The organism is Paraburkholderia sp. BL25I1N1, from assembly GCF_003002025.1.
Classification (GTDB): domain Bacteria; phylum Pseudomonadota; class Gammaproteobacteria; order Burkholderiales; family Burkholderiaceae; genus Paraburkholderia.
The window spans coordinates 106687-132295 of sequence record NZ_PVZB01000016.1; the positions used below are offsets into that span (position 1 = coordinate 106687).

At 63.0% G+C, this 25609-nt stretch carries 21 protein-coding genes, 3 tRNA genes and 1 pseudogene; 8 read left to right on the forward strand and 17 right to left on the reverse strand.

The window, feature by feature from the left end:
- Window positions 1-95 precede the first annotated feature (95 nt).
- Window positions 96-1931 carry an ABC transporter ATP-binding protein gene (locus B0G73_RS24015; protein WP_106283741.1) on the forward strand — a complete coding sequence of 612 codons (1836 nt, stop codon included), beginning with the start codon at window positions 96-98 and terminating at the stop codon, window positions 1929-1931.
- A 116-nt stretch (window positions 1932-2047) separates the two neighbouring features.
- Here the strand turns inward: B0G73_RS24015 and otsA are convergent, their stop codons facing one another.
- Window positions 2048-3508 carry an alpha,alpha-trehalose-phosphate synthase (UDP-forming) gene (gene otsA, locus B0G73_RS24020; RefSeq protein ID WP_106283742.1) on the reverse strand — a complete coding sequence of 487 codons (1461 nt, stop codon included), beginning with the start codon at window positions 3506-3508 and terminating at the stop codon, window positions 2048-2050.
- Between the two features lie 55 nt (window positions 3509-3563).
- Entirely contained in the window at window positions 3564-4313 is a 750-nt protein-coding gene (otsB, locus tag B0G73_RS24025; protein WP_106283743.1) for a trehalose-phosphatase, read from the reverse strand.
- A 406-nt stretch (window positions 4314-4719) separates the two neighbouring features.
- Here otsB and B0G73_RS24030 point away from each other — a divergent pair, with 406 nt between their 5' ends.
- From B0G73_RS24030 to B0G73_RS24040, 3 genes are read left to right on the forward strand one after another with little or no spacing between them, the layout of a single operon-like run.
- Window positions 4720-5334, forward strand: coding sequence for an SCO family protein (locus tag B0G73_RS24030; protein ID WP_106283744.1), 615 nt, complete (start codon window positions 4720-4722; stop codon window positions 5332-5334).
- An 18-nt stretch (window positions 5335-5352) separates the two neighbouring features.
- On the forward strand, window positions 5353-5814 hold the full coding sequence (locus B0G73_RS24035) for a copper chaperone PCu(A)C (protein WP_106283745.1): 462 nt from the start codon (window positions 5353-5355) through the stop codon (window positions 5812-5814).
- Window positions 5815-5831: 17 nt separating this feature from the next.
- A complete protein-coding gene (locus tag B0G73_RS24040; protein ID WP_106283746.1) occupies window positions 5832-6716 on the forward strand; it encodes a cytochrome c oxidase assembly protein in 885 nt (294 codons plus the stop codon).
- Window positions 6717-6775: 59 nt separating this feature from the next.
- On the opposite strand, the gene B0G73_RS24045 is transcribed toward B0G73_RS24040, so the two are convergent.
- From B0G73_RS24045 to uvrC, 7 genes are all read right to left on the reverse strand, one after another.
- Window positions 6776-7270: a GNAT family N-acetyltransferase gene (locus tag B0G73_RS24045; protein ID WP_106283747.1), complete on the reverse strand. Its 495-nt coding sequence runs from the start codon at window positions 7268-7270 to the stop codon at window positions 6776-6778.
- A gap of 296 nt (window positions 7271-7566) precedes the next feature.
- Entirely contained in the window at window positions 7567-8325 is a 759-nt protein-coding gene (locus B0G73_RS24050) for a TraB/GumN family protein (RefSeq protein ID WP_106283748.1), read from the reverse strand.
- Window positions 8326-8809: 484 nt separating this feature from the next.
- Window positions 8810-8883 (reverse strand) — tRNA-Cys (locus B0G73_RS24055).
- Between the two features lie 105 nt (window positions 8884-8988).
- Window positions 8989-9064: transfer RNA gene (locus tag B0G73_RS24060), tRNA-Gly, on the reverse strand.
- A gap of 62 nt (window positions 9065-9126) precedes the next feature.
- Window positions 9127-9202 (reverse strand) — tRNA-Gly (locus tag B0G73_RS24065).
- Between the two features lie 217 nt (window positions 9203-9419).
- A complete protein-coding gene (gene pgsA, locus B0G73_RS24070) occupies window positions 9420-10010 on the reverse strand; it encodes a CDP-diacylglycerol--glycerol-3-phosphate 3-phosphatidyltransferase (RefSeq protein WP_106283830.1) in 591 nt (196 codons plus the stop codon).
- Window positions 10011-10165: 155 nt separating this feature from the next.
- Window positions 10166-12358, reverse strand: a complete 2193-nt coding sequence (gene uvrC, locus B0G73_RS24075; protein ID WP_106283749.1) for an excinuclease ABC subunit UvrC — start codon at window positions 12356-12358, stop codon at window positions 10166-10168.
- Between the two features lie 268 nt (window positions 12359-12626).
- On the opposite strand from uvrC, the gene earP reads away from it, so the two are divergent.
- From earP to B0G73_RS24095, 4 genes and pseudogenes are all read left to right on the forward strand, one after another.
- A complete protein-coding gene (gene earP, locus B0G73_RS24080) occupies window positions 12627-13820 on the forward strand; it encodes an elongation factor P maturation arginine rhamnosyltransferase EarP (protein WP_106283750.1) in 1194 nt (397 codons plus the stop codon).
- Window positions 13821-14227: 407 nt separating this feature from the next.
- Window positions 14228-14785, forward strand: a complete 558-nt coding sequence (gene efp, locus B0G73_RS24085; RefSeq protein ID WP_012433870.1) for an elongation factor P — start codon at window positions 14228-14230, stop codon at window positions 14783-14785.
- A 282-nt stretch (window positions 14786-15067) separates the two neighbouring features.
- A pseudogene (locus B0G73_RS24090) lies at window positions 15068-15273 on the forward strand (CsbD family protein).
- A gap of 326 nt (window positions 15274-15599) precedes the next feature.
- Window positions 15600-16982, forward strand: a complete 1383-nt coding sequence (locus B0G73_RS24095) for a sigma-54 dependent transcriptional regulator (RefSeq protein WP_106283831.1) — start codon at window positions 15600-15602, stop codon at window positions 16980-16982.
- A gap of 105 nt (window positions 16983-17087) precedes the next feature.
- On the opposite strand, the gene nagZ is transcribed toward B0G73_RS24095, so the two are convergent.
- From nagZ to lepA, 8 genes are all read right to left on the reverse strand, one after another.
- Complete coding sequence (nagZ, locus tag B0G73_RS24100; RefSeq protein ID WP_106283751.1) at window positions 17088-18116, reverse strand: beta-N-acetylhexosaminidase; 1029 nt, start codon at window positions 18114-18116, stop codon at window positions 17088-17090.
- A gap of 71 nt (window positions 18117-18187) precedes the next feature.
- Window positions 18188-18613, reverse strand: coding sequence for a holo-ACP synthase (acpS, locus tag B0G73_RS24105; protein ID WP_106283752.1), 426 nt, complete (start codon window positions 18611-18613; stop codon window positions 18188-18190).
- 15 nt (window positions 18614-18628) lie between these two features.
- A complete protein-coding gene (pdxJ, locus tag B0G73_RS24110; protein WP_106283753.1) occupies window positions 18629-19393 on the reverse strand; it encodes a pyridoxine 5'-phosphate synthase in 765 nt (254 codons plus the stop codon).
- Window positions 19390-20298 (reverse strand): DNA repair protein RecO, encoded by a 909-nt coding sequence (recO, locus tag B0G73_RS24115; RefSeq protein ID WP_106283754.1) that lies wholly within the window; start codon window positions 20296-20298, stop codon window positions 19390-19392. The genes pdxJ and recO overlap by 4 nt, the downstream gene beginning before the upstream one ends.
- Complete coding sequence (gene era / locus B0G73_RS24120; RefSeq protein WP_106283755.1) at window positions 20285-21184, reverse strand: GTPase Era; 900 nt, start codon at window positions 21182-21184, stop codon at window positions 20285-20287. The genes recO and era overlap by 14 nt, the downstream gene beginning before the upstream one ends.
- A gap of 53 nt (window positions 21185-21237) precedes the next feature.
- Window positions 21238-22521 carry a ribonuclease III gene (gene rnc, locus B0G73_RS24125; protein WP_106283756.1) on the reverse strand — a complete coding sequence of 428 codons (1284 nt, stop codon included), beginning with the start codon at window positions 22519-22521 and terminating at the stop codon, window positions 21238-21240.
- A 185-nt stretch (window positions 22522-22706) separates the two neighbouring features.
- Window positions 22707-23600 (reverse strand): signal peptidase I, encoded by an 894-nt coding sequence (lepB, locus tag B0G73_RS24130; RefSeq protein ID WP_106283757.1) that lies wholly within the window; start codon window positions 23598-23600, stop codon window positions 22707-22709.
- Between the two features lie 31 nt (window positions 23601-23631).
- A complete protein-coding gene (gene lepA / locus B0G73_RS24135; protein WP_106283758.1) occupies window positions 23632-25425 on the reverse strand; it encodes a translation elongation factor 4 in 1794 nt (597 codons plus the stop codon).
- Window positions 25426-25609: the final 184 nt, after the last annotated feature.

The window sequence follows — 25609 nt, forward strand, 5'->3', positions numbered from 1 at the left end:
ATGTTTACAATGCGAAGCATCGGCTTCGCGGCGAACCTTTCCATGTGGCCCACGCTTTGCATGCACAACCCGAAACATACGAACCTCACGATCAATTGGAACATTTAACCATCGCCCAGCGTAATGCCGAGAACGCAAAGCTCGCGAGCTATGCGCACCGGCCGCTCGCGTTCCTTTTCCGCTTCATCCGTCGCCATCCGCTCGCGCATGCGATCGTCCTGTGCAGCGTGTTTGCGGCCGTGGGCTGCGCGCTCGCTTCGCAGTACGCGATCAAACATCTGATCGACGTGCTTGGCGAGGGCCGGCACCATCCTGGCCCGCTGTGGGGCGCGTTTGCCATCCTGGTGGGCCTGATCGCGGCCGACAACCTGCTATGGCGGGTCGGCGGCTGGGTCGCCGCGCATACGTTCGTCGCCGTGACCGGCGACCTGCGGCGCGACCTGTTCCAGTATCTGAGCGGACACTCGCCCACGTACTACTCCGAGAAGCAGCCGGGCATGCTCGCAAGTCGGATCACGGCGACCTCGAACGCGGTCTACACGGCCGAGAACACCACCGCGTGGAACGTGCTGCCGCCGTGTATCGCGGTGCTGGGCGCGATCGTCATGATCATCGCGGTAAATCCGCTGATGGCCTGCGGCCTGATGCTGTGTTCAGCCATCCTGTCGGTCGTGCTGTACAAGCTCGCCGGGCGCGGTTCCGCGCGCCATCACCATTTCGCGACCAAGGCGGCGTCGGTGGACGGCGAACTGGTCGACGTGATCAGCAACATGGGCCTCGTGCGTGCTTTCGGCATGACGTTTCGCGAGCAGCAGCGCTTCGGCGCAACGGTCAAGGCCGAGATGGACGCGCGCCAGCAGAGCCTGCTGTATCTGGAAAAGCTGCGTCTGCTGCATGCGGTGATCACCGCGCTGCTGTCGGCGGGCTTGCTGGGCTGGGCGCTGTGGCTGTGGGATCAAGGCAAAGCGACCTCGGGCGACATCGTGCTCGTCAGCTCGCTCGGCTTTACGATCCTGCACGGCACGCGCGACCTGGCCGTGGCGCTCGTCGACGTCACGCAGCACGTGGCGCGTCTTGCGGAAGCCGTACGCACGCTGCTCGAACCGCACGGCATGCCGGACCGCGACGGCGCGACCGAACTCGTGCCGCAAGGCGGCCGCATCGATTTCGAAAGCGTGACGTTCGCCTATCCGCGCCGCCGCCCGATTCTCGATCACTTCGATCTGCATATCGAGCCCGGCCAGCGCGTCGGTCTGATCGGCAAGTCGGGCGCGGGCAAATCCACCGTGCTGGCGCTGCTGCAGCGTTTCTACGAAACGCAAGGCGGCGCGATCAAGATCGACGGCCAGGACATCGCCACGATCACGCAGGACAGCTTGCGCCATGCGATCGCACTGGTGCCGCAGGATATCTCGCTGTTCCACCGCACCGTGTACGAGAACATCGCCTACGGGCGTCCGGAGGCGAGCCGCGAAGAAGTGCTCGCAGCCGCGCGCGAGGCGCGTTGCGCGGATTTCATCGAGGCGATGCCGGAAGGTTACGACACGATCGTCGGCGACCGCGGCGTGAAGCTGTCGGGCGGCCAGCGTCAGCGGATCGCGATTGCACGCGCGATCCTGAAGAACGCGCCGATCCTGCTCCTCGACGAAGCCACCTCGGCGCTCGACAGCGCGTCGGAAGAAGCGATTCAGAAAGCACTCGACCGGCTGATGGTCGGCCGCACCGTGGTCGCGATCGCGCACCGGCTGTCGACGCTGAACAACTTCGACCGGATCATCGTGATGAGCGCCGGCAAGGTCATCGACGACGGCAGTCCGGAAGAACTGCGCCAGCGTCCCGGCCTGTATCGCGATCTGCTGACCAAGCAGTATGGCAAGGGCCATACGCTGCACATCGGCGGCAAGAAGGTCGACGAACAGCACGTGGTGTAAGCCTGCGAGCGCGGCATGCTTCGAGCCGCGCGCGTCGTCGCCATCCATAAGAAAAGCCGCTCCGAGAGCGGCTTTTCTTTTACGCGCCTTGCCACAACGGCAGTTCCGACCGCAGCCTACCCGGCCTGCGTCTCCCGCGCAGCCTTTTTCCCCGACACCGCGCGCGCCTTCCCGTTTCGGGTGCTCCTTGCACCAGCGACGCCCTGCAAATCGCGCATGAAGTTATCGCGCCACACCGACACATTGTTCTCGCGCAACTGCACCATCATGTCGCGATGACGCGCCTGACGCTCCGCGAGCGGCATGTCGAGCGCCCGTGCGAGCGCCTCGGCCATGCCGTCGATATCGACCGGATTGACGATCAGCGCGCCGTCCAGCTCCTGCGCGGCGCCGGCAAAGCGCGACAGCACCAGCACACCGGGATTTTCCGGATCCTGCGCCGACACATACTCCTTGGCGACGAGGTTCATGCCGTCGCGCAAAGGCGTCACATAGCCAACGTGCGCGGTGCGGAACAGCGCGGCCAGCACCGAGCGCTCGTACTGCTTGTGGATGTAGAGAATCGGCGTCCAGTCCAGTTCGGCGAAACGCCCGTTGATGCGTCCCGACTCGCCTTCCAACTGCAAGCGGATGTCCTGATAGGCGTGCATGTCGGCGCGCGTCGGCGGCGCGATCTGCAGGAACGACACCTTGTTGCGTTGCGCGATCGCGTGTTCGAGCAGACGCTCGAACGCACGAAACCGCTCGACCAGTCCCTTCGAATAATCGAGCCGGTCCACGCTCATGATCAGCTTGCGCGAATGCAGCGTCGCCTTCATGGTGCGCACCGGTTTGCCGCGCTCGCCCGCTTTCGCAAGTTCGGCGATCTCGTCCGGATAAACGCCGATCGGATACGCCGCAGCGCGCAGCGTGCGGCCGAACGCGTGGATCGTCAGCGGGCCTTTCGCCGATGCGTCGACCGAGCCGTTCGCTTCATTGACGATGTAGTCGCAAAACGCGCGCAGATCCGGCGCTGTCTGGAAACCGAGCAGATCGAACGAACACAGCGCTTCCACCAGTTCGCGATGCGGCGGCACTGCCAGCAGCACCTGCGAAGCTGGAAACGGAATATGCAGGAAAAAGCCGATGCGATTCTTCACACCCGCGGCGCGCAGCGCCTGCGCGAACGGAATCAGATGGTAGTCGTGGACCCAGATCACGTCGTCGTCGCGCAGCAGCGGGACGAGTTGTTGCGCCAGCCACGCATTGACGCGGCAGTAGCCCTCGAAATCGTGCCGGTCGTATTGCAGCAGATCGGCGCGATAGTGGAACGCGGGCCACAGCGTAGCGTTCGAGAAGCCGCGATAGTACTGATCGTAGTCGCGGCGCATCAGCGCGATGGTCGCGAAAGTCACCGGGCCGCGCTCCTCGACCTTGATCTGCGGCTGGCCCGAGCTGAGCACGTCGCCGCTCCAGCCGAACCACATGCCGCCGGTTTCCTTTAGCGCGTCGTACACGCCGACCGCCAGACCGCCCGCCGCCGGGCCGCCCTCCGAGATCGGCGCAACCCGGTTCGATACGATGATCAGTCGGCTCATGTAGCGCGATTCCCGATGCACTGCCTGGTTTGCCTGGGGCGATGCGACGCGGCCATCATGCGGTGCGCGCCGCCGCGACGATCGATGCCAGCCAGTCGAGCAGATGCGACACCGAGTCGATACGCGTATGCGCCAGGGTCTCGCCCGGACCGACCTTGATCGACACGCCGCCGCGTTCGTTGACGACCGCGAAGCCTTTCTCGTCGGTCAGATCGTCGCCGGCAAAGACCGGCTTGCGGCCGACGAATGGCGGCTCGTCGAGGAAGGCACGCAACGCGCGGCCCTTGTCGACATCTTTAGGTTTGATTTCGTAGACCATCTTGCCGGGTTGCAGCACGTACGAGCCGGCGTAATCGGCCACCAGCCGCTCGGTCGCCTCGCGCGCCACCGGCTCGCGATCCGGCGCATTGCGGTAATGCAGCGCCACGGCCGCGCCCTTGATTTCGAGGAGCATGCCGGCGTTCTCGTTGACCACCTGCGCGAGCACCTGCTCCATGCGCAGCAGCCGCTCGTCATTGAAGCCGATGCGCTGCGTGTCGCCGTTCGCGTCGCGCCGCTCGGCGCCGTGCAGGCCGGCGATCGGCAGATCGGGCATGTTGAGAAAACTGTCGATGCTGTCGATACCGCGGCCCGACACGACCGCGACCGCGCCGTTCGTCAAGCTGCGCAGTTCGGTTAGCAAATCGATCACGCGAGGTTCCACCAGCACGCCGTCCGGCGTGGGCGCGAGTTCGACCAGCGTGCCGTCGAAATCGAAGAAAAATGCTGTCTCGCTCGGAGACAGAACAGCCGGAAGTGCTTGCATCGGTTAGTTTTGCCTTTCAGCCTTGTGCGGCCGGAAAAGTGTGCGCATCTTACCGCGCATCCATCAATTTTTCGAGAAAGTAAGGCTGGGCACCGGCCCAGCGGGGCGTCGCAGGCACGGTCGACTGCGATTGCGTTCAAAATGGGAACAATCAGGCTTCACCCGGCTTTCAGCCGCCTGCGTCAAATTGCCTCGCAAACCGTGCCCCCGTGGGCGCTGCGCGACGTCATCGGGAAATTTGCGCTAAAGTCGCAGCCACGCGAAACATTGCGGATACGACCATATTTGCACACTATGACCGCGCAAGCGCGGCACGCGCATCGAGCGGCGCCGCAATTCAATCGAGTCACTAAACCCTGCTTTGTTCCCGATCTTCTCATCCCGGCACTCGCAACCGCTCTTCGCAATGTCACGCAGGCTGTGGTCCGCGCGCCTGCTTGCGCTGACGCTAACGCTGGGCGCGCTGACCGCGCTCGCGGGCTGCACGCATCGCACGGAAACCTGGCAGTTGACCAATGTGACCGGCCATCTGCCGGATCTCGACTTTACGCTGACCGGCGACGATGGCCGCCCCGTCACCGGCGATTCGTTCAAGGGCCGCGCCTCGCTCGTCTATTTCGGCTACACGCATTGCCCGGACGTCTGCCCTGAAACGATGGGCCGGTTGATGCAGGTGCTCGACAAGCTCGGCCCCGACGCGCAGAAGGTGCGCATCCTGTTCATCACCGTCGATCCCGCGCGCGACACGGCGCAGGCCTTGCACGACTATGTCGGAGCCTTCGACGCACAACACGCCGAGGGGCTGACCGGCTCCGACTGGCAGATCGAGTCGCTCGCCAAGCGTTATCGCGTCGCTTATCAGATGGAAAAGCGCGACCCTTCCGGCAACTATGAAGTCACCCATAGTTCCGCCGTCTATGTGTTCGACAGTCAAGGCCACGCGCGCCTGCTGGCTACCGACCACGACACGCCCGATGCGATCGCGCAAGACCTGCGCCGCATCATCGATGACCGTTCCTGACCTTTCCCGAGTTCAACCATGTCGATCAAGATCAAAACGTTAGCTGCACTGAGTTGCGCCCTCGCCCTTTCGTTCGGTGTCGCATCGACCGCGCAAGCGGCGGGCGCCAATGCGGTCAGCGTCAAGGACGCGTGGGTCCGCTGGCTGCCCAACAACCTGCCCGCCGCCGGCTATGCGACGCTCGTCAACGCGAGCGACAAACCGGTCGACCTCGTCGATATCTCCAGCAACGACTACGGCGACGCGATGCTGCATCAGACCGTGTCGAACGGTTCGTCGCAGAAGATGGTGATGGTCGACAAGCTGACTGTACCCGCGCACGGCCAGGTCTCGATCGCGCCCGGCGGCTATCACGTGATGCTCGAAGATGCGAAGCACAAGGTCGCGCCGGGCGACACCGTGCATCTCAAGCTCAAATTCTCCGACGGCGAAACGCTCGATACGCCGTTCGCCGTCAAGTCGCCGGCGCAAACCAAGTAACCGGGTAACGTGCCGCGATGAATCTGCTCTACTGGCTCGATCCCTGGGAGTTTTCGCCGACCGTCGTGATCGCGCTGCTGGTGCCCGCGATCCTGTTCGTGCGTGGCGCGCGTAAAGCGAAGGTGTCGGTCGCGCGGCGTATCTCCTTCTGGTTCGGACTGGTAGCCTTGTATATCGCGTTGCATACGCGGCTCGATTATTTCTTCGAGCATGAGTTCTTCATGCATCGCGCGCAGCATCTGGTGCTGCATCACCTCGGGCCGTTTTTCATCGCGCTGTCGTATCCGGGCGCCGCGTTACGTGCGGGTATTCCATTCAGCTGGCGGCAACGCTTCGTGCGGCCCGCGCTCGAAACTCCGGTGGTGCGCAAGTTCCTCGACGTGGTGATGCATCCCGTGGTCGCGGTGACGCTGTTCGTCGGGCTGATCTACTTCTGGCTGATGTCGCCGATTCATTTCGTGGCGATGCTCGACTGGCGGCTTTATCGCGTGATGAACTGGAGCATGGTGATCGACGGCCTGCTGTTCTGGTGGCTCGTGCTCGATCCGCGTCCCGCGCCGCCCGCGCGGCTGTCGCCGGGCAAGCGCGTGCTGGTAGTGATCGCCGCGATTCCGCCGCAGATCATTCTCGGCGCGTTCATCTTCTTCACACCGCATGAGCTGTATCCGATCTACTCGATCTGCGGCCGCGCATTCACGTGGTTGAGCCCGATGCGCGATCAGCAGATCGGCGGGCTGTTGCTGTGGATTCCGGGTTCGATGATGAGCGTGATCGGTGCGCTGCTCGCCTTGCGTCACTGGATGCGGCTTTCGGCGCGCGGACGTTTGCGTGGCGAACGGCGGGCGAAGGCGAAGCAGGGGTCGGCGCCCACCGCTTCAGCGCCGGCGCGCAGTCAACGCTGACACCACGATTCGATTAACAACCTGGCGCGCCGCGCGAGGCTCTGATTGCAGGAGCCGCTTCAGGCCGACCGCATCCACATATGCGGGATACCGTCTTCCTCGTGAATCTCCGAAACCGGCGTGAAGCCAAACGCACCATAGAAACCTTGCAGATGCGCCTGCGCATGCAACCGAATCGGCGTGCCAGGCCACTGCGCGCGAATATGCGTCAGCGACCGCTCGAGCATCGCATTGCCCAGACCGATGCCGCGGAATCCGGCAGTCGTGAGCACGCGGCCGATGCGGATATCGCTGTCGTCCGCATCGGGCAGCAGCACGCGCAGGTAACCCGCGAGCGCCGGCCGTTCTTTATCGGAGCCGTAGACCAACAGGTGCCACGCATCCATATCGAGCCCATCGATATCGCCGTACAGGCAATTCTGTTCGACGACGAACACCGCGGCGCGGGCACCCAGCATCGTGTAGACCTCGACGCCCGAGAGTTCATCGAAGAATTTCCAGCGCCAATCAAGTAGCGCGAGCCGCATGGCGGCGGTTTGCTGCGGTTCAGTCATGACAACGTTCTAAGAGAAGAGTCGCACCGCACTTGAAGCGGCGATGCGTGATTATGCCGCGCACGCAGGGTGTCGAGACGGGCGCTTTCATTACTGGGCGTCGGTGGGACATGCATGTTGTATTCCCTGGGTCGGCCGGCGTGGCTAAAGTGGCTGGCAGGTAGTGTATAGCGACGTTCTTTACGCTGGGGCAAAACCGGGGCGCGAGAGTTCCCGCCGATTTCGTGTGCGCGCCGGATCGCGTTCGCGCCGATGCTGGTTGCATCGTCCTGCACGCTCGCGCGGCTATGGCTCTGCTACGGGGTGGCGAAGACCGGTTCGACAGGCTGCGCGAGACAGTCGATCAGATTGCCGGGACCGCACAGATGCAACGCGCCGACGACCACCAACGTACGCTCCGGTCGAGCAAGCAACCCGGTCAGGCGCGCCGCCCATGCGCGATTGCGCGCGTCGAGAATCGCATGCCGGATGCCCGGCAGATTGAACATCGGCGACTCGATAGCGATCCGATGCACAGCGAGCAGGTCGCCATTCAGCCAGGCCGCGTGCATGCGCTCGAGCGTGCGCTGTGGTTCGGCGAGATCAGCCATGAGCAGGCCGAGCGCCGCGCCGACGGCATCGAGCGGAATCGATTCGAGCGCCGCCGCCACCTCCTCCGCGGTCTCGAGATACCGATAAGGTTTGGCCTGCGTGATCGCCGAACGCAGCATGCGCGGCTCGACACCTTCGACGACCTGCTGGAACAACGTCGGCGCGACGATCAGCGCAGCCCACGGACGCAGATCCGCGAGCGGCGCCAGCGGTCCTTCGGCGGGCCATGCCGCGTGAAGTTGCCGCCACGCGTGGGCGGATAGCAAAGGCTGCAGTTGCTCCGCACTGCCCTGCCCGTCGGCCTTTAGAAACGGCAAGATCGTCGGCGGATCGGACTCGAAGACGAGCGCCTCGGCCCAGTCATAGGCCTCGGCGATCCACGGCGGGGTTCTGCGGCTCGTCGCCGGAAACAGATGCATCGAGCCGAGCAGGCGAACTTGAGTGCCGGTGAGTTGTAGGTACATGCAGCCTCGGTATTGATAGGCAATGACGATGTTCCAGCAGTTGTCGCGAGTGTATGCCCGGCCCTGTGCTTTCGCGATACAAAGCATTGCCATCGATTAGAACCGATGACAAGCAATGCTTATGAACGCGAGAATGGCATTGCACACTCTACATTAATGGTAATTGCCGAATGCGCTCAATGCATCGTTCTGTGTATTCAACGATGGGCCAAACAGGTTTGAAAGACTACGAAACGAAGGTGAAAGTGCGGGCAAGGCAAATGGTAAATAAGCATTTGATGCCGGTGGTCGAACCTGCCGCGCAGCACCGATCGTTCGCGCCCACTCGAAGCGCTGATGATCGCAAGTGGGCAACGTGCTCTGGGCTACCCGGTGGCCCTGCATCGAAACCACCACGCCTGCGCCCCCATCCGCTTCGCCGGCGAAACCGAGGCCGAAAAAAGAAAAGCCCCGACGAGTCGGGGCTTTTCTTTACATCAACTACTGGAGGCGCGAGCCGGAGTCGAACCGGCCTAAACGGCTTTGCAGGCCGCTGCATAACCGCTTTGCTATCGCGCCGCAAGCGGACTGGAACCTAGCAACAGATTCGCAGATTTTGTTCGGCGGGCAACCGGAAGAACCGGGCCACCAAACAAAAAGGGAAGCGTTGCTTCCCCTTATGTATGGAGCGGGAGACGAGGCTCGAACTCGCGACCTCAACCTTGGCAAGGTTGCGCTCTACCAACTGAGCTACTCCCGCATTGGACTGCTTCACAACGCGCTGCACTTCCACTTGCCAAACAATGCGCTGCTTTAAAAATCTGGAGCGGGAGACGAGGCTCGAACTCGCGACCTCAACCTTGGCAAGGTTGCGCTCTACCAACTGAGCTACTCCCGCATTGTGCTGCTTTTGCCGTGCTATCTGCTGCCTTGTTACTGCAAATGCCCGCTTACTGCCACCGATGTTTCGAACTGCGTGCATCGGAGAAACGAGATTATGGAGAAACGACTGAAACGTGTCAACCCCTTTTGCGAATCTCTTTTACCGAACAAATTTCACTCACGCGGCCGCGAAGTTCGGACATACACCGGGCGCGCTCCACTACGACGAAAACTCAGGCCACGCCGCCCCGTTCGCGGATCTGCGGCCACGCGAGCTTCATGTAGTAGAGCATCGACCAGATCGTCAGGAACGCGGCCAGATAGATTAGCCACAGGCCCCACACGCGCGTGTCGATCACCACGCCGCCGAACGACAGCGGGCCGTAGAACAGCAGCATGGGAATCGCCACCATCTGGCAAACGGTCTTGAGCTTGCCGAGCGAATTCACCGCGACGCTCTTCGACGCGCCGATCTGCGCCATCCATTCGCGCAACGCCGAGATCGCGATCTCGCGCCCGACGATCACGAGCGCAATCGCCGAATCGATACGCGTGAGTTGCACGAGCACCAGCAACGCGGCGGTCACCATCAGCTTGTCGGCGACCGGATCGAGGAACGCGCCAAATGCCGAGGTCTGATTCCACTTGCGCGCCAGATAGCCGTCGAACCAGTCGGTCAGCGCCGCCAGAATGAAGATGGTCGCGGCCGCCAGATTGCGGTGCGCGGGGCTCATCATCATGTTGGGCAAATAGAACACACCGACGACGAGCGGGATCAGGACGATCCGCAGCCAGGTCAGGAAAATCGGGAAATTAAACGGCATGGGCAGGCGCAGCGTCTGGCAAGGGAGATGCAATTGTGCCGTGTCATAAGGCCTGCCACAAGCAAAGCGGCGGCAAAGCGGCACGCAGACGTTGCCGTGCGCGCCGCCACGGCGCTGCTCGAAAGCGGTTGAGCGGCCGGCCGCGACCGCCGCCATCAGTGCAATTGCCGGTAAATCTGCTCCGCGAGCGCCTGCGAAATGCCTTCGACGCTCGCCAGATCCTCGACACTGGCCGCAACCACGCCGCGCAATCCGCCAAAGCGCGCGAGCAACCGTTGACGCCGCTTCGCGCCCACGCCTTCCAGCTCTTCCAGCCGCGAGGTCTGGCGCGTCTTGGCGCGCTTCGCGCGCATGCCGGTGATGGCGAAGCGGTGCGCTTCGTCGCGGATCTGCGCGACCAGCATGAGTGCGGCGCTTTCCTTGCCGAGTTCGAGCGGCGCGCGGCCGTCGGCGAAAATCAGGGTTTCGAGGCCGACCTTACGCCCTTCGCCCTTCGCGACGCCGACCAGCATGCCGGTATCGAGACCCAGTTCCGTAAACACCTGACGCGCGATTTCGACCTGGCCCTTGCCGCCGTCGATCAGCACGATAGTCGGCAGGATGCCGCCGGCCGCAACCGGCTCCGCGGCGTCCGGCGTGAGCGACGGATCGGCGGCCGCATCGCTTTGCAACTCGGCGGCTTCGTCGGCGGCGTTCGCGGCGGCTTGCTCGACCATCTTCTCGTAGCGGCGCGTGAGCACCTGGCGCATCGCGGCATAGTCGTCGCCGGGCGTAATGCCGGTGATGTTGTAGCGGCGGTATTCCGACGACTGCATCTTGTGATGGTGATACACCACGCAGGAAGCCTGGGTCGCCTCACCCATCGTGTGGCTGATGTCGAAGCATTCGATACGCAAATGCGCGAGATCGTCGCACTCCATGCCGAGGGTGTCCGTCAGCGCGCGCGTGCGGGCTTGTTGCGAGCCCTGCTCCGAAAGCAGGCGCGCGAGCGCGAGCCGCGCGTTCTGTTCGGCCATCGCGAGCCACGCGCGCCGTTGCCCTTGCGGCTGGCGCAGCACCGTGACCTTGTGGCCGGCTTGTTCGATCAGCACGTCGACCAGTTCGCGATCGGCGGGTGCGTGGCTGACCACCAGCACGGGCGGCACGCGGTTGCCCAGGTAATGCTGGGCGATGAATGCTTCGAGGACTTCGGATTCGATTCCACCGGTTGCAGCACGACCTTTGCGCGGCTTTGCGGGTTCGGAGCCGGCTTCGTCGGCTACGTCGGCTTCTTCGGCGGCGTCCTCTTCATCCTGCTCGTCCTCCGATGGCATCTCTTGCGCGAGCGCAAGAGCGTCACTGGCATCGGCCAACCCCGCCGTTTCATCGTCGATGACACCGTCTTGCGCGAGCGGGTGCGACGCGAGCGCCACATCGGCCAACGCGGCGCTATCTTCTTCCAGTCCGCCCTCGTCCGCCGTCAACGCGCTTTCCACGTGCGCCGGGAAATACGCCTTGTCGCCGAGATGCCGGCCGCCGCGCACCATCGCCAGATTCACGCACACGCGGCCGCCCAGCGCGACGACCGCAAGAATATCCACGTCGCTGTCGCTGCCGACTTCGATCGCCTGCTGATGCAGCACCGTCGACAGCGAACTCATCTGGTTGCGCACCGCCGCGGCCTGCTCGAACTTCAGCTCGCTCGCGAAGGCATGCATCTTCTGCTCGAGTTCCTTCATCACCTCGCCCTGACGGCCGAGCAGAAAGCGCGATGCGTTGGCGACGTCGCGCGCGTAATCCTCTTCATTGATCGCCGCGACGCACGGCGCCGTGCAGCGGCCGATCTGATGCAGCAGACAAGGCCGCGTGCGGTTGTTGAACACGGAGTCTTCGCACGTGCGCAACTGGAACACGCGCTGCAGGATCTGGATGCTCTCGCGCACCGCCCACGCACTCGGAAACGGACCGAAGTACTGATTCTTGCGATCCACGGCGCCACGGTAATACGCCATGCGCGGAAACTTGTGGCCGGTCAGCTTGAGGTAGGGATACGACTTGTCGTCGCGAAACAGAATGTTGTAGCGCGGCGCGAGCGCCTTGATCAGGTTGTTTTCGAGCAGCAGCGCTTCGGCCTCGGAGCGCGTGACGGTCGTCTCGATGCGCGCAATGCGCGTCACCATCATGGCGATGCGCGGCGACAGAAGCGTCTTGGTGAAGTAGCTCGAGACGCGCTTCTTCAGATCGCGTGCCTTGCCCACGTAAAGCACCGCGCCGTGCGTATCGTAATAGCGATAGACGCCGGGCAGATGCGGCAGTTGGGCGAGCACTTTTTTCGGCTCGAAAACGTCGGTTGCTTCGGGTTCGGTCATGCAGAATCGGTCGGGTGGGACGGTCTCGCGAAGCGTTGCTCCGTTGCCGCGCGCCGCGGGGAACCGGAGGGCGCCATGCGCGCGCAATCGTGAACGAGTGCTTTAGAATCGCCAGTTTAGAACATTCCGCGCGCGTCCGAACCTTGTCGGCTTGAATCGGGAGACGCATCGGCGGCAGCTTCGTCATCTTGCGGCAAAGTGCAATGCGGTCGCATCGCTCGCACTGCCTCGCTCCCCTCATCCGTTGGAATCCGCGACCCAGTCCATCATGTCTTCCGCTACGTCCCAACCCGAGCGAGCCGCCGACACGCCCCCGGCAATCGCCTGCGACATCTTCTGCGCGGTGATCGACAATTTCGGCGACATCGGCGTGTGCTGGCGCCTCGCGCGTCAACTCGCGAGCGAACACGGCTGGCAGGTGCGCGTGTTCGTCGACGACCTGCACGCGTTCCAGAAGCTGTGCCCGTCGCTGACGCTGGACCATCCGCGCCAGACGGCGGGCGGGGTAGTTGTTGAACATTGGCACGAGCCGGCCCATGCGGGCGATACGCTCGAAGTGGCCGACGTCGTGATCGAAGCGTTCGGCTGCGAACTGCCGCCCATCTATATCGCCGCGATGGCGGCGCGCGAGCGCACGCCGGTGTGGTTCAACCTCGAATATCTGAGCGCCGAGGACTGGGTCGCGGATTTTCATCTGCGGCCGTCGCCTCATCCGCGCTATCCGCTGACCAAGACGTTTTTTTTCCCCGGACTCGGCCCCGGCACCGGCGGCGTGCTGAAGGAACGGCATCTCGACGGCGCACGGGCGGATTTTGAAGCGTCGCCCGGCACGCGCGAAGCATGGTGGCGGCAAACCACCGGCCACGCGCCGCCGCCTGCTGGCGCGACCGTTGTCTCGCTGTTCTCCTACGAAAACCCCGCCGTCGACAGCCTGCTCGAACAATGGCGCGACAGCGCGGAGCCGGTCGTCCTGCTCGTGCCGGAAGGCCGCATTTCAGGCTCGGTAGCGCGCTTTTTCGACCTCCCGGCGTTCGGCGCCGGCTCGCATGCGGCGCGCGGCAACCTCAGCGCGCACGCCCTCGCCTTTACCGACCAGCCCGGCTACGACACGCTGCTGTGGGCGAGCGACCTCAATTTCGTGCGCGGCGAGGATTCGTTCGTGCGCGCCCAGTGGGCCGCCAAACCGTTCGTCTGGCACATCTACCCGCAAGCGGACGACGCCCATCTGCCAAAGCTCGACGCCGCGCTCGCGCACTACGCGCGCACCCTGCCCGCCGACGCCCGCGACGCGCTCGCGCGCTTCTGGCACGCCTGGAACGGAACGGGCCGGCCGGACTGGACGGAATTCCAGCGTCACCTGCCGACGCTCAGGCAACGCGCAGCGGCGTGGGCCCGCGAACTGGCTCAAGTGGGCGACCTTGCCGGAAATCTGGCCTTGTTCGCAAAAAGTCAGTTAAAATAAGCGGTTATCCAACGGCCGACGACGCAAGCGCGGCCCGATCGCAGCGGCGCAATCCAAACAACTCGCTTTGGCGGCCCGTCAACCTTGGCTTCGAAAGAGGCCAGACATCTCCTGAGTCAAAGCTTGATGGGGGGAATGTTAAAAAAGGGACGCATGTTGCGAATCGGCGCCACTCGTGTACACGCCCGCACAGGGTAAAAAAGCAGGTAACGGATTGCTGGGAGTGGCAGAGACCGCGCGTTTGCGGCTCCCGCCGCGCCCGGCGGCAAGCCGGCCACGCTTGACTCGCTCGCGACCCGCCGAGCCGCTTCGGCGGTGCGGCACGCAGTGAGCAAAGCGCCGAAGCCGCTTGCGCCGTATGCCGTTGAGCACAAGTTGAAGCTACTTAATTCGTACAGGACAGTTTTATGAAGACCGCACAGGAACTCCGCACCGGCAACGTCGTGATGATCGGCGCAGACGCAATGGTTGTGCAGAAGGCCGAATACAACAAATCGGGCCGCAACTCCGCCGTCGTCAAGATGAAGTTCAAGAACCTGCTGACCGGCGCAGGCATGGAAAGCGTTTACAAGGCCGACGACAAGTTCGACGTCGTCGTGCTGGAACGCAAGGAAGTCACGTACTCGTACTTCGCTGACCCGATGTACGTGTTCATGGACGCCGACTACAACCAGTTCGAAGTCGAAGGCGAAATGATGGGCGACGCCCTTCATTACCTCGAAGACGGCATGGCTTGCGAAGTCGTGTTCTACAACGAGAAAGCCATTTCGGTCGAACTGCCGACCACGCTGGTCCGCGAAATCATCTACACGGAACCGGCTGTCAAGGGCGACACGTCGTCGGGCAAGGTGTTGAAGAACGCCAAGCTGAACACCGGTTTCGAACTGCAAGTGCCGCTCTTCTGCAACATCGGCGACAAGATCGAAATCGACACGCGTACGCACGAGTACCGCAGCCGCGCTTAAGCGCCCTGCTCGCCTGAATCCGGCGCCCCCACTGGGGCGCTGCGAAAAAAATGGCAAAAAAAGCGCCCAATTTGGGCGCTTTTTCTTTTTTGCGCCGCCGTGTATGGTTAAGGAAAACTTTACCGGCAGTCTTCTCGAAATTGCCACACCGCGCACTCAAATTTTCCCGTATGCCGTCGAGCAAACCATTGATAAGTCTGTATAAATTGTCGTGGCACAGTCCATGCTTATCTCTGGATACAGCCAATAGGGCTTTATCTTCTTCAACTCTGGAGATGCGGCATGAATAACGATATCGCTGAAGGCAAGTGGAAGCAAATGGTTGGCAAGGCCAAGACCGCATGGGGGAATTGACCGACGACGAATTGACCGCGGCCGAAGGCCGTGCCGACAAGCTCGCCGGTTTGATTCAGGAGCGTTACGGCAAGACGCGCGAAGAGGCGGAACGCGAAGTGCGGCGTTTCTTCGACAGCAATCGGGATTTCTGACAGCCCGAGTGAAGGAAATACAGGCGCCGGTTCCACGCCTAAGAACGTTGGGACTGGCAGTCAATTTAATCACGCAAAGGACCCGAACCGCTTGAGTCGAATCGTCGCCTTTGTGCCGGTGCCGTGCCTGGTGTGCGCTCCGGCCAATCCGCCTATGCCAGCCGGCCGCTCCTGTATCGCGACCGCGCTGACCGAGGCTACGCACGCGGCACAGGATCCGACTCGGCATCCGACCGACAGTACCGGCCAGCATTGCGCTCGTGCCGCGCGCCAACGTATCGGCGCAGCGCATCGGGTATTCCATTCATCTAAAAATTGCGCTCGCCATGCCACACGCCCTGATTGTTGAAGACGATCCTAATAGCCTGTCAGGCCTGTCGGCCATCCTCGCGGCCGACGGCTTTTCCGTCGACACCGCGACGACGATCGCAGAGGCCCGAGCCGCATTGGCGCGCTTCATTCCCGACGTCGTGCTGGTCGACCTGAACCTGCCGGACGGCAGCGGGCTCGACCTGCTGCAGCATCTGCCCGCTCATCCGCCCGGTGGCGCCCTGCCCGTGATCGTGATGACCGGCAATGCGACGGTGGAAAGCGCGATCGAAGGTTTGCGCCACGGCATCTGGGATTACCTGCTCAAGCCGGTCAACATACCCCGTTTGCGCAGCTTGCTCGCGCGCATCCCGCGCCCGTACGAACTGACCGAGGAAGTGCAGACGCTACGCGCGTCGCTGCGTCAACTCGGCCGTTTCGGCTCGATGCTCGGCCGCAGCGGCGCGATCCAGCACGTCTACGACACGATCGAACATATCGCGCCGACTGAAGCCGCCGTGCTGATTTCCGGCGAAGCCGGCACAGGCAAGCAAATCGCGGCGCGCACCATGCACGACATGAGCCGGCGCCGCAAAGGTCCGTTCATCACGCTCGACTGCCGGAGCGCGAACAGCGCGGGCGCGCAACGCTCGCTCGAAAGCCAGCTATTCGGTCACGAACGCGGTGCGTTCAACGGCGCTGACCAGCGCGAACCGGGCCTGTTCGAACAGGCGAGCGGCGGCACGCTGTTCATTGAGGAAATCGCCGAATTGCCGCGCGCGCAGCAGGAAGCCCTGCTGCGCGCGCTCGACTCGCAGACGTTCATGCGGGTCGGCGGCACGAATCAGGTGGTGACGGACTTCCGCCTGATCGCGTCGACGCGTAAGGCGCCGCGTGCCGCGGTAGCCGACGGCAGCCTGCACGAAGACCTCTCGCTACGCCTCGAAGCCGCCGCCGTCACGCTGCCGCCGCTGCGCGAACGCGGTGAGGATCCGGCGTTGATCGCCCAGGCAGTCGTAGACGAGTTGAATCACGAAGGCTTGACGCGCGGCACGGCGGAGGTCGCCAAGCAGATCGCGCCGAATTTCCTGCGCGAGTGTCTCGCTTATGAATGGCCAGGCAATGTGCGTGAGCTGCAGGAGCGTGTGCGGCGCGCCTATCACGCGTCCGGCGATGTGCTGGAGTCGTTGCGCGCCGACGAGGCCGGCTCGGCGAATGGCCGCGATCTGAACGGCAGCCGCGTGCAGGTCACCGTGGGCACACCACTCGCGGACGTCGAGGAAATGCTGATTCGCGCCACGCTCGACGCCGTCGGCGGCACGCGTCACCGGGCTGCGTCGTTGCTGGGCATCAGTCCGAAGACGCTTTACAACAAGCTGCAACGCATGCGTTTGAACTAACAGCCGCAGCGATCGTTTGCGGTTCGCTTTGAGCAAGAAAAACGGCGCCTTCAAATATGAAGGCGGCGTTTTTTCTTGCGGCGCTTGCCGGGTGGCTAAGCTGCCCTACGCAAACGCGCTACGCAGCAGCGCCTGCGCTTGCAGATATTGCGGGTCGGCGACCAGCTTGCTCCACTTCAACGCCTTGCCGCGCGGCCGCATGCGCTGCAAGCGCCGTTGCGATTCCTTCGACGGCGTGAAGCGCAGCGCATCCAGCACCTTCTCCGCTTCGTCCGGCTGATTGCAGATCAGCACCATGTCGCAACCGGCCTGCAGCGCGGCGGTGGCACCCTCGGTCAAGGTGCCGCCCTGGCGCGCGGCTTCCATCGACAGATCATCGCTGAAAATCGCGCCTTCGAAGCGCAGCTTGCCGCGCAAAATGTCTTGCAGCCAGACACGCGAGAAACCCGCCGGTTTCGAATCGACTTGCGGATAGATCACATGCGCGGGAATCACCGACCCCAACGACAGGCCGAGCCAGTCGTACGGCGCCACGTCGTCGCGCAGAATCGCCTCGAGCGGACGGTCGTCAACCGGCATGGCGACATGCGAATCCGCCTGTGCGAAACCGTGCCCCGGGAAATGCTTGCCGCAATTGCTCATGCCGGCCAGCGCGAGCCCGTGGTTCAGGCTCTTGGCAAGCAACGCCACCACGCGCGGATCGCGGTGGAACGAGCGGTCGCCGATCACCTGCGATTGGCCGTAGTTCAGATCGAGTACCGGCGTAAAGCTCATGTCGATGCCGCACGCGCGAAGTTCCGTCGCCAGGATATAGCCGATGGCCGTTGTCACTTTGGTCGCGTGCAGCACATCGCTGTCCCACAACGTGCCGAGCTTGCCCATTGCGGGCAGCACGGTGAAACCGTCGGTGCGGAAGCGCTGCACGCGCCCGCCTTCGTGATCGACGGCGATCAGCAAATCGTCGCGAATGCCGCGGATCGAATCGGTCAGCGCGCTCAGTTGCGCGCGGCTCTCATAGTGGCGCGCGAACAGGATCACGCCGCCGGTCATCGGATGGGCAAGGCGGCGCTTGTCGTCGTCGTTCAGCGTTGTGCCGACCACGTCGAGCATCACCGGTCCGGGAATGGTTTTCATCGATTAGCGTTGGAAAAAAGCTTTGGAGCAAGGAGAGACGCGGCAGACTCTCGCCGCGTTCAAGGTATTTGTTATTCGGCGGCGGCGTCGGGCGTACCCGCTTGCGCGGTTTCCGCAATCACGAACGACACCGCGTAGTCGCGTTCGTCGCTGATCGTCACGCGCGCCGTGATGCCGCGCGCGTCGAGCCACTCGGCCAGTTCGCCGGACGCGACCACCATCGGTTCGCCGCTCGGCTTGTTGAGCGTTTGCAGCGCGCGCCAGGTCATCGGCCAATGCATGCCGAGGCCGATCGCTTTCGAAAACGCTTCTTTCGCCGAGAACCGCGTGGCGAGAAACGCGAGACCACGCGCCGCCGACCGCGCCTGACGCGCGTGATAAACACGCAGTTCGTCCGGGCCGAGCACCTTTTCGGCGAAGCGGCCGTTGGTGCGCGTCATGACCGCGGCCACGCGGCTGACCTGAACAATGTCCGTGCCGATGCCGTAGATTGCCATGGGCGGGCCGCCGTACTACGCGCGCGCGCCGAGACGCGCGGCGACCATGATCGCCTTCATCTCGCGCACTGCGTTATCCCAGCCGGCGAAGATCGCGTGCGCGACGATCGCGTGGCCAATATTCAGTTCGTCGATGCCTTCGATCGCGGCGATCTGCTGGACGTTCGTGTAGTGCAGACCGTGGCCGGCATTGACCTTGATGCCGAGCGTCCTGCCGAATTCGACGGCGCGCACCACGCGCTCGAATTCACGCTGCTGTTCAGCGGGATCGTGGGCTTCGGCGTAGCGGCCGGTGTGCAGTTCGATCACCGGCGCGCCGGCTTCGTGCGCGGCGCGAATCTGCGTTTCGTCCGGATCGATAAAGAGCGACACGCGCGAGTTCGCGTCGGCAAGTTGCTTGCACGCGGCGCGCACGGCTTCGAACTGGCCGGCGACGTCGAGCCCGCCTTCGGTCGTCAGTTCCTGACGCTTTTCCGGCACGAGGCACACGTCGTGAGGCTGCACTTCACAGGCGATGTCGAGCATTTCCTGCGTGACCGCGCATTCGAGATTCATGCGCGTCTTCAGCAGCGGGCGCAGCTTGCGCACGTCGGCGTCGACGATATGGCGACGGTCTTCACGCAGATGCAGCGTGATGACGTCCGCACCGGCCTCTTCGGCCATCAGCGCGGCGCGAATCGGATCGGGATACGAGGTGCCGCGCGCGTTGCGCAGCGTGGCGACGTGATCGATGTTCACGCCCAGATCAATCACATTCGGCGACGTAAGAAAGAAGCTCATAAGTTCTGCAAGTCGATCAGGATCTGGCGCGTCGCGAGCGGCGTGCCGCCAAGGTAAGTGTTGAGCAGAAAGCGCATCAGCGTTTTGCTTTGCGCCACGGTCTGCGCTCGATGGTAATCGTCCTGCTCCATGTCGAGCAAGGTTTGACCCGCGATCACCGGCCAAAGCGCTGGCAGATCGTCGGAGGCTTCGCGCACGCCGCGCTCCGGATCGAACACGTAGCGGCCTTCGGCCAGCACCGCTTTGCGCGCGACGGTACGATCCAGCGCCATTGCGTAGCCGGTTTCGCGCAGCAGCACGCGCTCGAACGAACGCAGCACCTGCACGGGCGGCTCGTCGTGCGCGAGACGGGTCATCGTGACGACGTAGTGATGGAACAGTTGCGGATGCGGATCTTCGCGCGCGCAGAACTTGACCAGCAGTTCGTTCACGTAGAAGCCGCACAGCAGCGCATCGCCGGCCAGCGGCAACATGCCGCCGACCCATTCGGCGCCGGTCAGCGTACGCACCTCGGACTTGCCCGACCACGACAGCGCGAGCGGCTGGAACGTCTGCAGCACGCCGCGCAGCGCGGAGTGCGGACGCTTCGCGCCCTTCGCGACGAGTGCGAGACGGCCGTGATCGCGCGAGAGCACGTCGATGATCAGACTGGTCTCGCGATACGGATAGCTATGGAGAACGAAGGCGGGCTGCTCCGCGATCCGGTAGTCGGACGCGGAGGTGCGCGGCGCGCGGCGAGTTGGCGTTTTACGCGACTCGCCCTCGGCGCCCTGCGCGCTTTTAGTCGATGAAGATTTTCGGGTGCTACGCGCGGGTTTGGACGGCTCGCGTGCCGGCGCGGCCGGCTCCGAATCGTCCGGGTCCGCGTCGGAATTCAGCGTCATCCACGCGTCATTCGTACCCATACGCACGAAGTCCGGCTTCGTTGTCGGCCCAGCCGCTCTTCACCTTGATGAAGGTTTCCAGATACACCGGCCCGTCGAACAGCTTTTCCATATCGAGGCGCGCTTCAGTGCTGATCTGTTTCAGCTTGGCGCCCTTCTGGCCGATGATCATCGCCTTATGCGTGTCGCGGTCGACCATGATGGTCGCGAAAATGCGGCGCAGACGCCCCTCGGTTTCGAACTTGTCGATCAGCACGGTGCTCGTGTACGGCAGTTCGTCGCCGGTCCAGCGAAACACTTTTTCGCGCAGGATTTCAGCGGCAAGGAAGCGCTCGCTGCGATCGGTCAGGTCGTCTTCGCCGTAGATCGGCGCGCCTTCCGGCAGGAACGGCTTGACGGTCGCCATCAGACGTTTGATGTCGTCGGGATGTTTCGCCGACAGCGGCACGATTTCGGCGAACTTGTGCAGCGCGCTCACCTGCTGCATGAACGGAAACAGGGAATCCTTATCCGTCACGCGATCGAGCTTGTTGGCGATCAGCAACGTGGGCACCGACGGCGGAATCAGGTCGAGCACCTTCTGGTCGTCCGGGCCGAAACGGCCGGCTTCGATCACGAACAGGATCGCGTCGACGGAAGTCAGAGTGGACGTGACCGCGCGATTCAGCGAACGGTTCAGCGCGCCGCTGTGCTTGGTCTGAAAACCCGGCGTGTCGACGAAAATGTATTGCGCGTCTTCGAGCGTGTGGATGCCCGTGATGCGATGGCGCGTGGTCTGCGCCTTGCGCGACGTGATGCTGACTTTCTGGCCGACCAGCGCATTCATGAGCGTGGATTTGCCGACATTGGGACGGCCGACGATCGCGACCATGCCGCAGCGGAAACCAGGGGGAGTGGGAGTGTTCATATTGGGCTACGGCAAGTTCGGCTCGACGCGCGGGAATGGCGCGCCGATGGCAATCAATGGCCCGCGTCGGCGACGCGCGTTTGCACCGCGTCGGCTACGCCGGGTTCGTGTTCGGTCGGCGCCGCCGCTGCGCTCGGCACGGGCGCGGCGGAAGCCGGGGTCGCCTCGCGGCCGCGGTGTTTATCGACGCTGCGGACGGCTGCGGTTTCTGGCCTGGCGTCCGGTTTGCCTTCCGACTGCACGTCGGGTTTGGCTTCGGCAGATTTCGCCTGGGCGAGTTTGGCGTCGGCGGGCTTCGTATCCGGCAGCCTGGCTTCACCCTTCTCGGCAGTTTTGTCTGCCGGTCTGTCGCTCGCGTCAGCGGCCGTCTTGTCTGCCTTCTCGGCGCGCTCGGCTTTGTCCTGTCCGCTGTACTCCACGTGCGCGGCGCGAATCACCGCCAGCGGCGCGAGTGCGGCCGCGAACGCGGGGCGTTCCGGCACCGGTTCCGCCGCGGCAGCCTGTGCGCGCGATTCACCGCGCCCCGCTCCGCGCTCGCTCTTGCGATCCGGACTACGCAAATCCAGCGCGGCTTGCACGCCCGTTACACCGGGCACGATCTCGGGCTCGGCATGCTTCGCCGCGCGAGCGCCTTTCGAGCGCTTGGGCTTGGCGACCACGGCGGGCGCCGCAGCCATGACCTCGTCGAGCGCTTTCTTGGCCGCTGCCTGCTCTGCCGCGCGACGGCTGGCGCCGGAACCGGAGACTTTCACCTCCAGCTTAGGCACCGTGCATTCGACCTCGAATTGCTGATTGTGCGCCGCACCATGCGTCGCGACGACCGTATAAGTCGGCAGCGCGATCTTGTGGCCTTGCAAATACTCTTGCAGCAGCGTCTTGGCATCCTTACCCAGCGTGCGCGGGTCGATGTGATCCAGAATCGGCACGTAGAGGCGCTTGATGACCGTCTGGGCGGCGTCGAAGCCACCGTCGAGGAACACTGCGCCCAGCACCGCTTCGAGCGTGTCAGCGAGGATAGAGGGCCGGCGGAAGCCGCCACTGCGCAACTCGCCTTCTCCAAGCCGCAAGCCTTCTGAAATATTCAGGGCTTGAGCAATTTCGTAAAGCGACTGCTGTTTGACCAGATTGGCGCGGACGCGCGACAGGTCGCCCTCGTCCAGTTTGCCGAAACGTTGGAACAAAAGCGCGGCCACCGCGCAATTTAGAACAGAATCGCCGAGAAACTCGAGCCGTTCATTATGCGTGGAACTGTGACTGCGGTGCGTTAAAGCCTGGCGCAACAATTCCGCATTGCGAAATTCGTAGCGCAGACGGCTTTCCAACGGAGATAGGGGCATGGGCAGAGTATAACGCGGGCGCCAGACCCGGCGAAAACGCGGGGCGGCCAGCGGAAAAAGCGTGGTGAAGCGACGTTACCGCAGGATCTTAAAGTAGCGTGATAACACGCCGCGGCCCACGTGACCTGGTGAAGGCCAACTGCGAGTCAACCACGCGGCGTGTCGTGCAATCAGTGCGCACGAACTCAGTTGAATGAGCCGATGCGTTTCAGATTGCTGAAGTTCATCCAGATGAAAAACGCGCGGCCGACGACATTCTTGTCCGGCGCGAAACCCCAGTAGCGGCTATCCGCGCTGTTGTCGCGGTTGTCGCCCATCATGAAGTAGTTGCCCGGCGGCACCTTGCAGATCACGCCGCGTGCGTTGTACGTGCAGTTGTCGCGATACGGATAATCTTCGGCGCCGACGATGAAGGGTGGCACGGCGGGATTGTTCAGAATCGCGTTCTTGCGGCCGTCCAGATCCTCTTCGAACTGCTTCGCGTAACCCATGCGTTCGTCGTCGAGATAATCGGGCAGCGGCGTTTCCGGCACCGGCTTGCCGTTGATCGTGAGCTGCTTGTCCTGATACGCGACGGTGTCGCCCGGCAAGCCGATCACGCGCTTGATGTAGTCGACCGATTCGTCTTTCGGGTAACGGAACACCACCACGTCGCCGCGTTGCAGCGGACGGCCTTCGGTGATCTTCGTGTTGGTGATCGGCAGACGGATGCCGTAGTCGAATTTATTCACGAGAATGAAGTCGCCCACCAGCAACGTCGGCACCATCGAACCCGAAGGAATCTTGAACGGCTCGACCACAAACGAGCGCACCACGAATACCACCAGAATCACCGGGAAAAAGCTCGCCGAATACTCGAGCCACCACGGCTGGCGCAGCTTGTCGTCACGCAGACGCGCGCGCGTTTGCGCCGCGTTTTCGTCGGCGAAACGCTCGCCGATGCGTGCCTGCTGGCGGTCGAACTCGGCGACCGCGGCATCCGCCGCGCGGCGCCGTTGCGGCATGAAAACCAGTTTGTCTGCGACCCATGCGACGCCCGTCAAAATGACGAGCACAAAAAGAATCAGCGCAAAATTCATAGAGTTCCGTTGTTCGTCTTCGTTGTTCGTCTTATTTGTCTTCGACACGCAGGATCGCGAGGAAAGCCTCTTGCGGGATCTCGACCGATCCCACCTGCTTCATTCGCTTCTTGCCCGCCTTTTGCTTTTCCAGCAGCTTCTTCTTACGCGAGATATCGCCGCCGTAGCATTTTGCCAGCACGTTCTTACGCAACGCTTTAATGTTCTCGCGCGCAATAATATTCGCGCCGATGGTGGCCTGAATCGCCACGTCGTACATTTGACGCGGAATCAGTTCACGCATTTTCGACGCCACTTCACGGCCGCGATACTGGCTTTGCGAACGGTGCACGATGACCGACAGCGCGTCGACCTTGTCGCCGTTGATCAGCATGTCGACCTTCACGACGTCTGCCGCGCGGTATTCCTTGAACTCGTAATCCATCGACGCGTAGCCGCGCGAGATCGACTTCAGACGATCGAAGAAATCGAGCACGACTTCGCCCATCGGGATTTCGTAGGTCAACTGCACCTGGCGGCCGTGATACTGCATGTTGATCTGCGTGCCGCGCTTTTGCGTACACAGCGTGATCACCGAGCCGACGTAGTCTTGCGGCATGTACAGGTTCACGGTGACGATCGGTTCGCGCACCTCTTCGATCTTCGACGGCTCCGGCATCTTGGCCGGATTCTCGACCATGATGGTCGTGCCGTCGCGCTGCAGGACTTCGTACACCACGGTCGGCGCCGTGGTGATCAGGTCCATGTCGAACTCGCGCTCCAGCCGTTCCTGCACGATCTCCATATGCAACAGACCGAGGAAGCCGCAACGGAAACCGAAGCCGAGCGCCTGCGACACTTCAGGCTCGTACATCAGCGAAGCGTCGTTCAGCTTGAGCTTTTCGAGCGAGTCGCGCAGCGCGTCGTACTGGTTTGCTTCGACCGGATAGAGACCGGCGAACACCTGTGGCTTCACTTCCTTGAAACCCGGCAGCGGCTCGGCGGCCGGACGGTTCACGAGCGTGACGGTGTCGCCCACCTTCGCCGCAGCCAATTCCTTGATGCCGGCGATGATGAAACCCACCTGCCCGGCCGACAGCGATTCGAGATTCTTCGACTTCGGCGTGAACACGCCGACATGCTCGACCGGATACTGCGCGCCGGTCGCCATCATGCGGATCTTGTCCTTGGGGCGCAGCGTGCCGTTGACGATTCGCACCAGCATGACGACGCCGACGTAGTTGTCGAACCACGAGTCGATGATCAGCGCCTGCAGCGGCGCTTCCGGATCGCCCTTGGGCGGCGGCACTTTGGCGATCAGCGCTTCGAGCACGTCTTCGACGCCGAGGCCGGTCTTGGCGCTGCAATGCGTGGCGTCGGTCGCGTCGATGCCGATCACGTCTTCGATTTCGGCAATCGCGTTTTCGGGGTTCGCGGCCGGCAGATCGATCTTGTTGAGCACCGGAATCACGTCGACGCCGAGTTCGATCGCCGTGTAGCAGTTGGCCACGGTTTGCGCTTCCACGCCCTGGCTCGCGTCCACGACCAGCAGCGCGCCTTCGCATGCGGACAGCGAGCGGCTGACTTCGTACGAGAAGTCGACGTGGCCCGGCGTGTCGATCATGTTCAGGTTGTAGACTTGCCCGTCACGGGCTTTGTATGTCAGTGCGGCGGTTTGTGCCTTGATGGTGATGCCGCGCTCGCGTTCGAGATCCATCGAATCGAGCACTTGAGATTCCATCTCGCGGTCGGACAGGCCGCCGCAAATCTGGATGATGCGATCGGCGAGCGTCGACTTGCCATGGTCGATGTGCGCAATGATCGAGAAGTTACGAATATGATCCATTCAGTGCCGATCAAGCAAAAAAGGCGCGCTCGGACAATAGCGGAGCACGCCTTGTAAGTAGGTGAAAAACCTATCTATTTTAGCCGAAAAGGCTATCGCCCGGCGCATCTTGCGAAGCTCGGGCGGAAAAGACGGCTCAGCAACCAGGTTGCATGGGACCAGAGTAAGGCGCTAAAGCGACAAC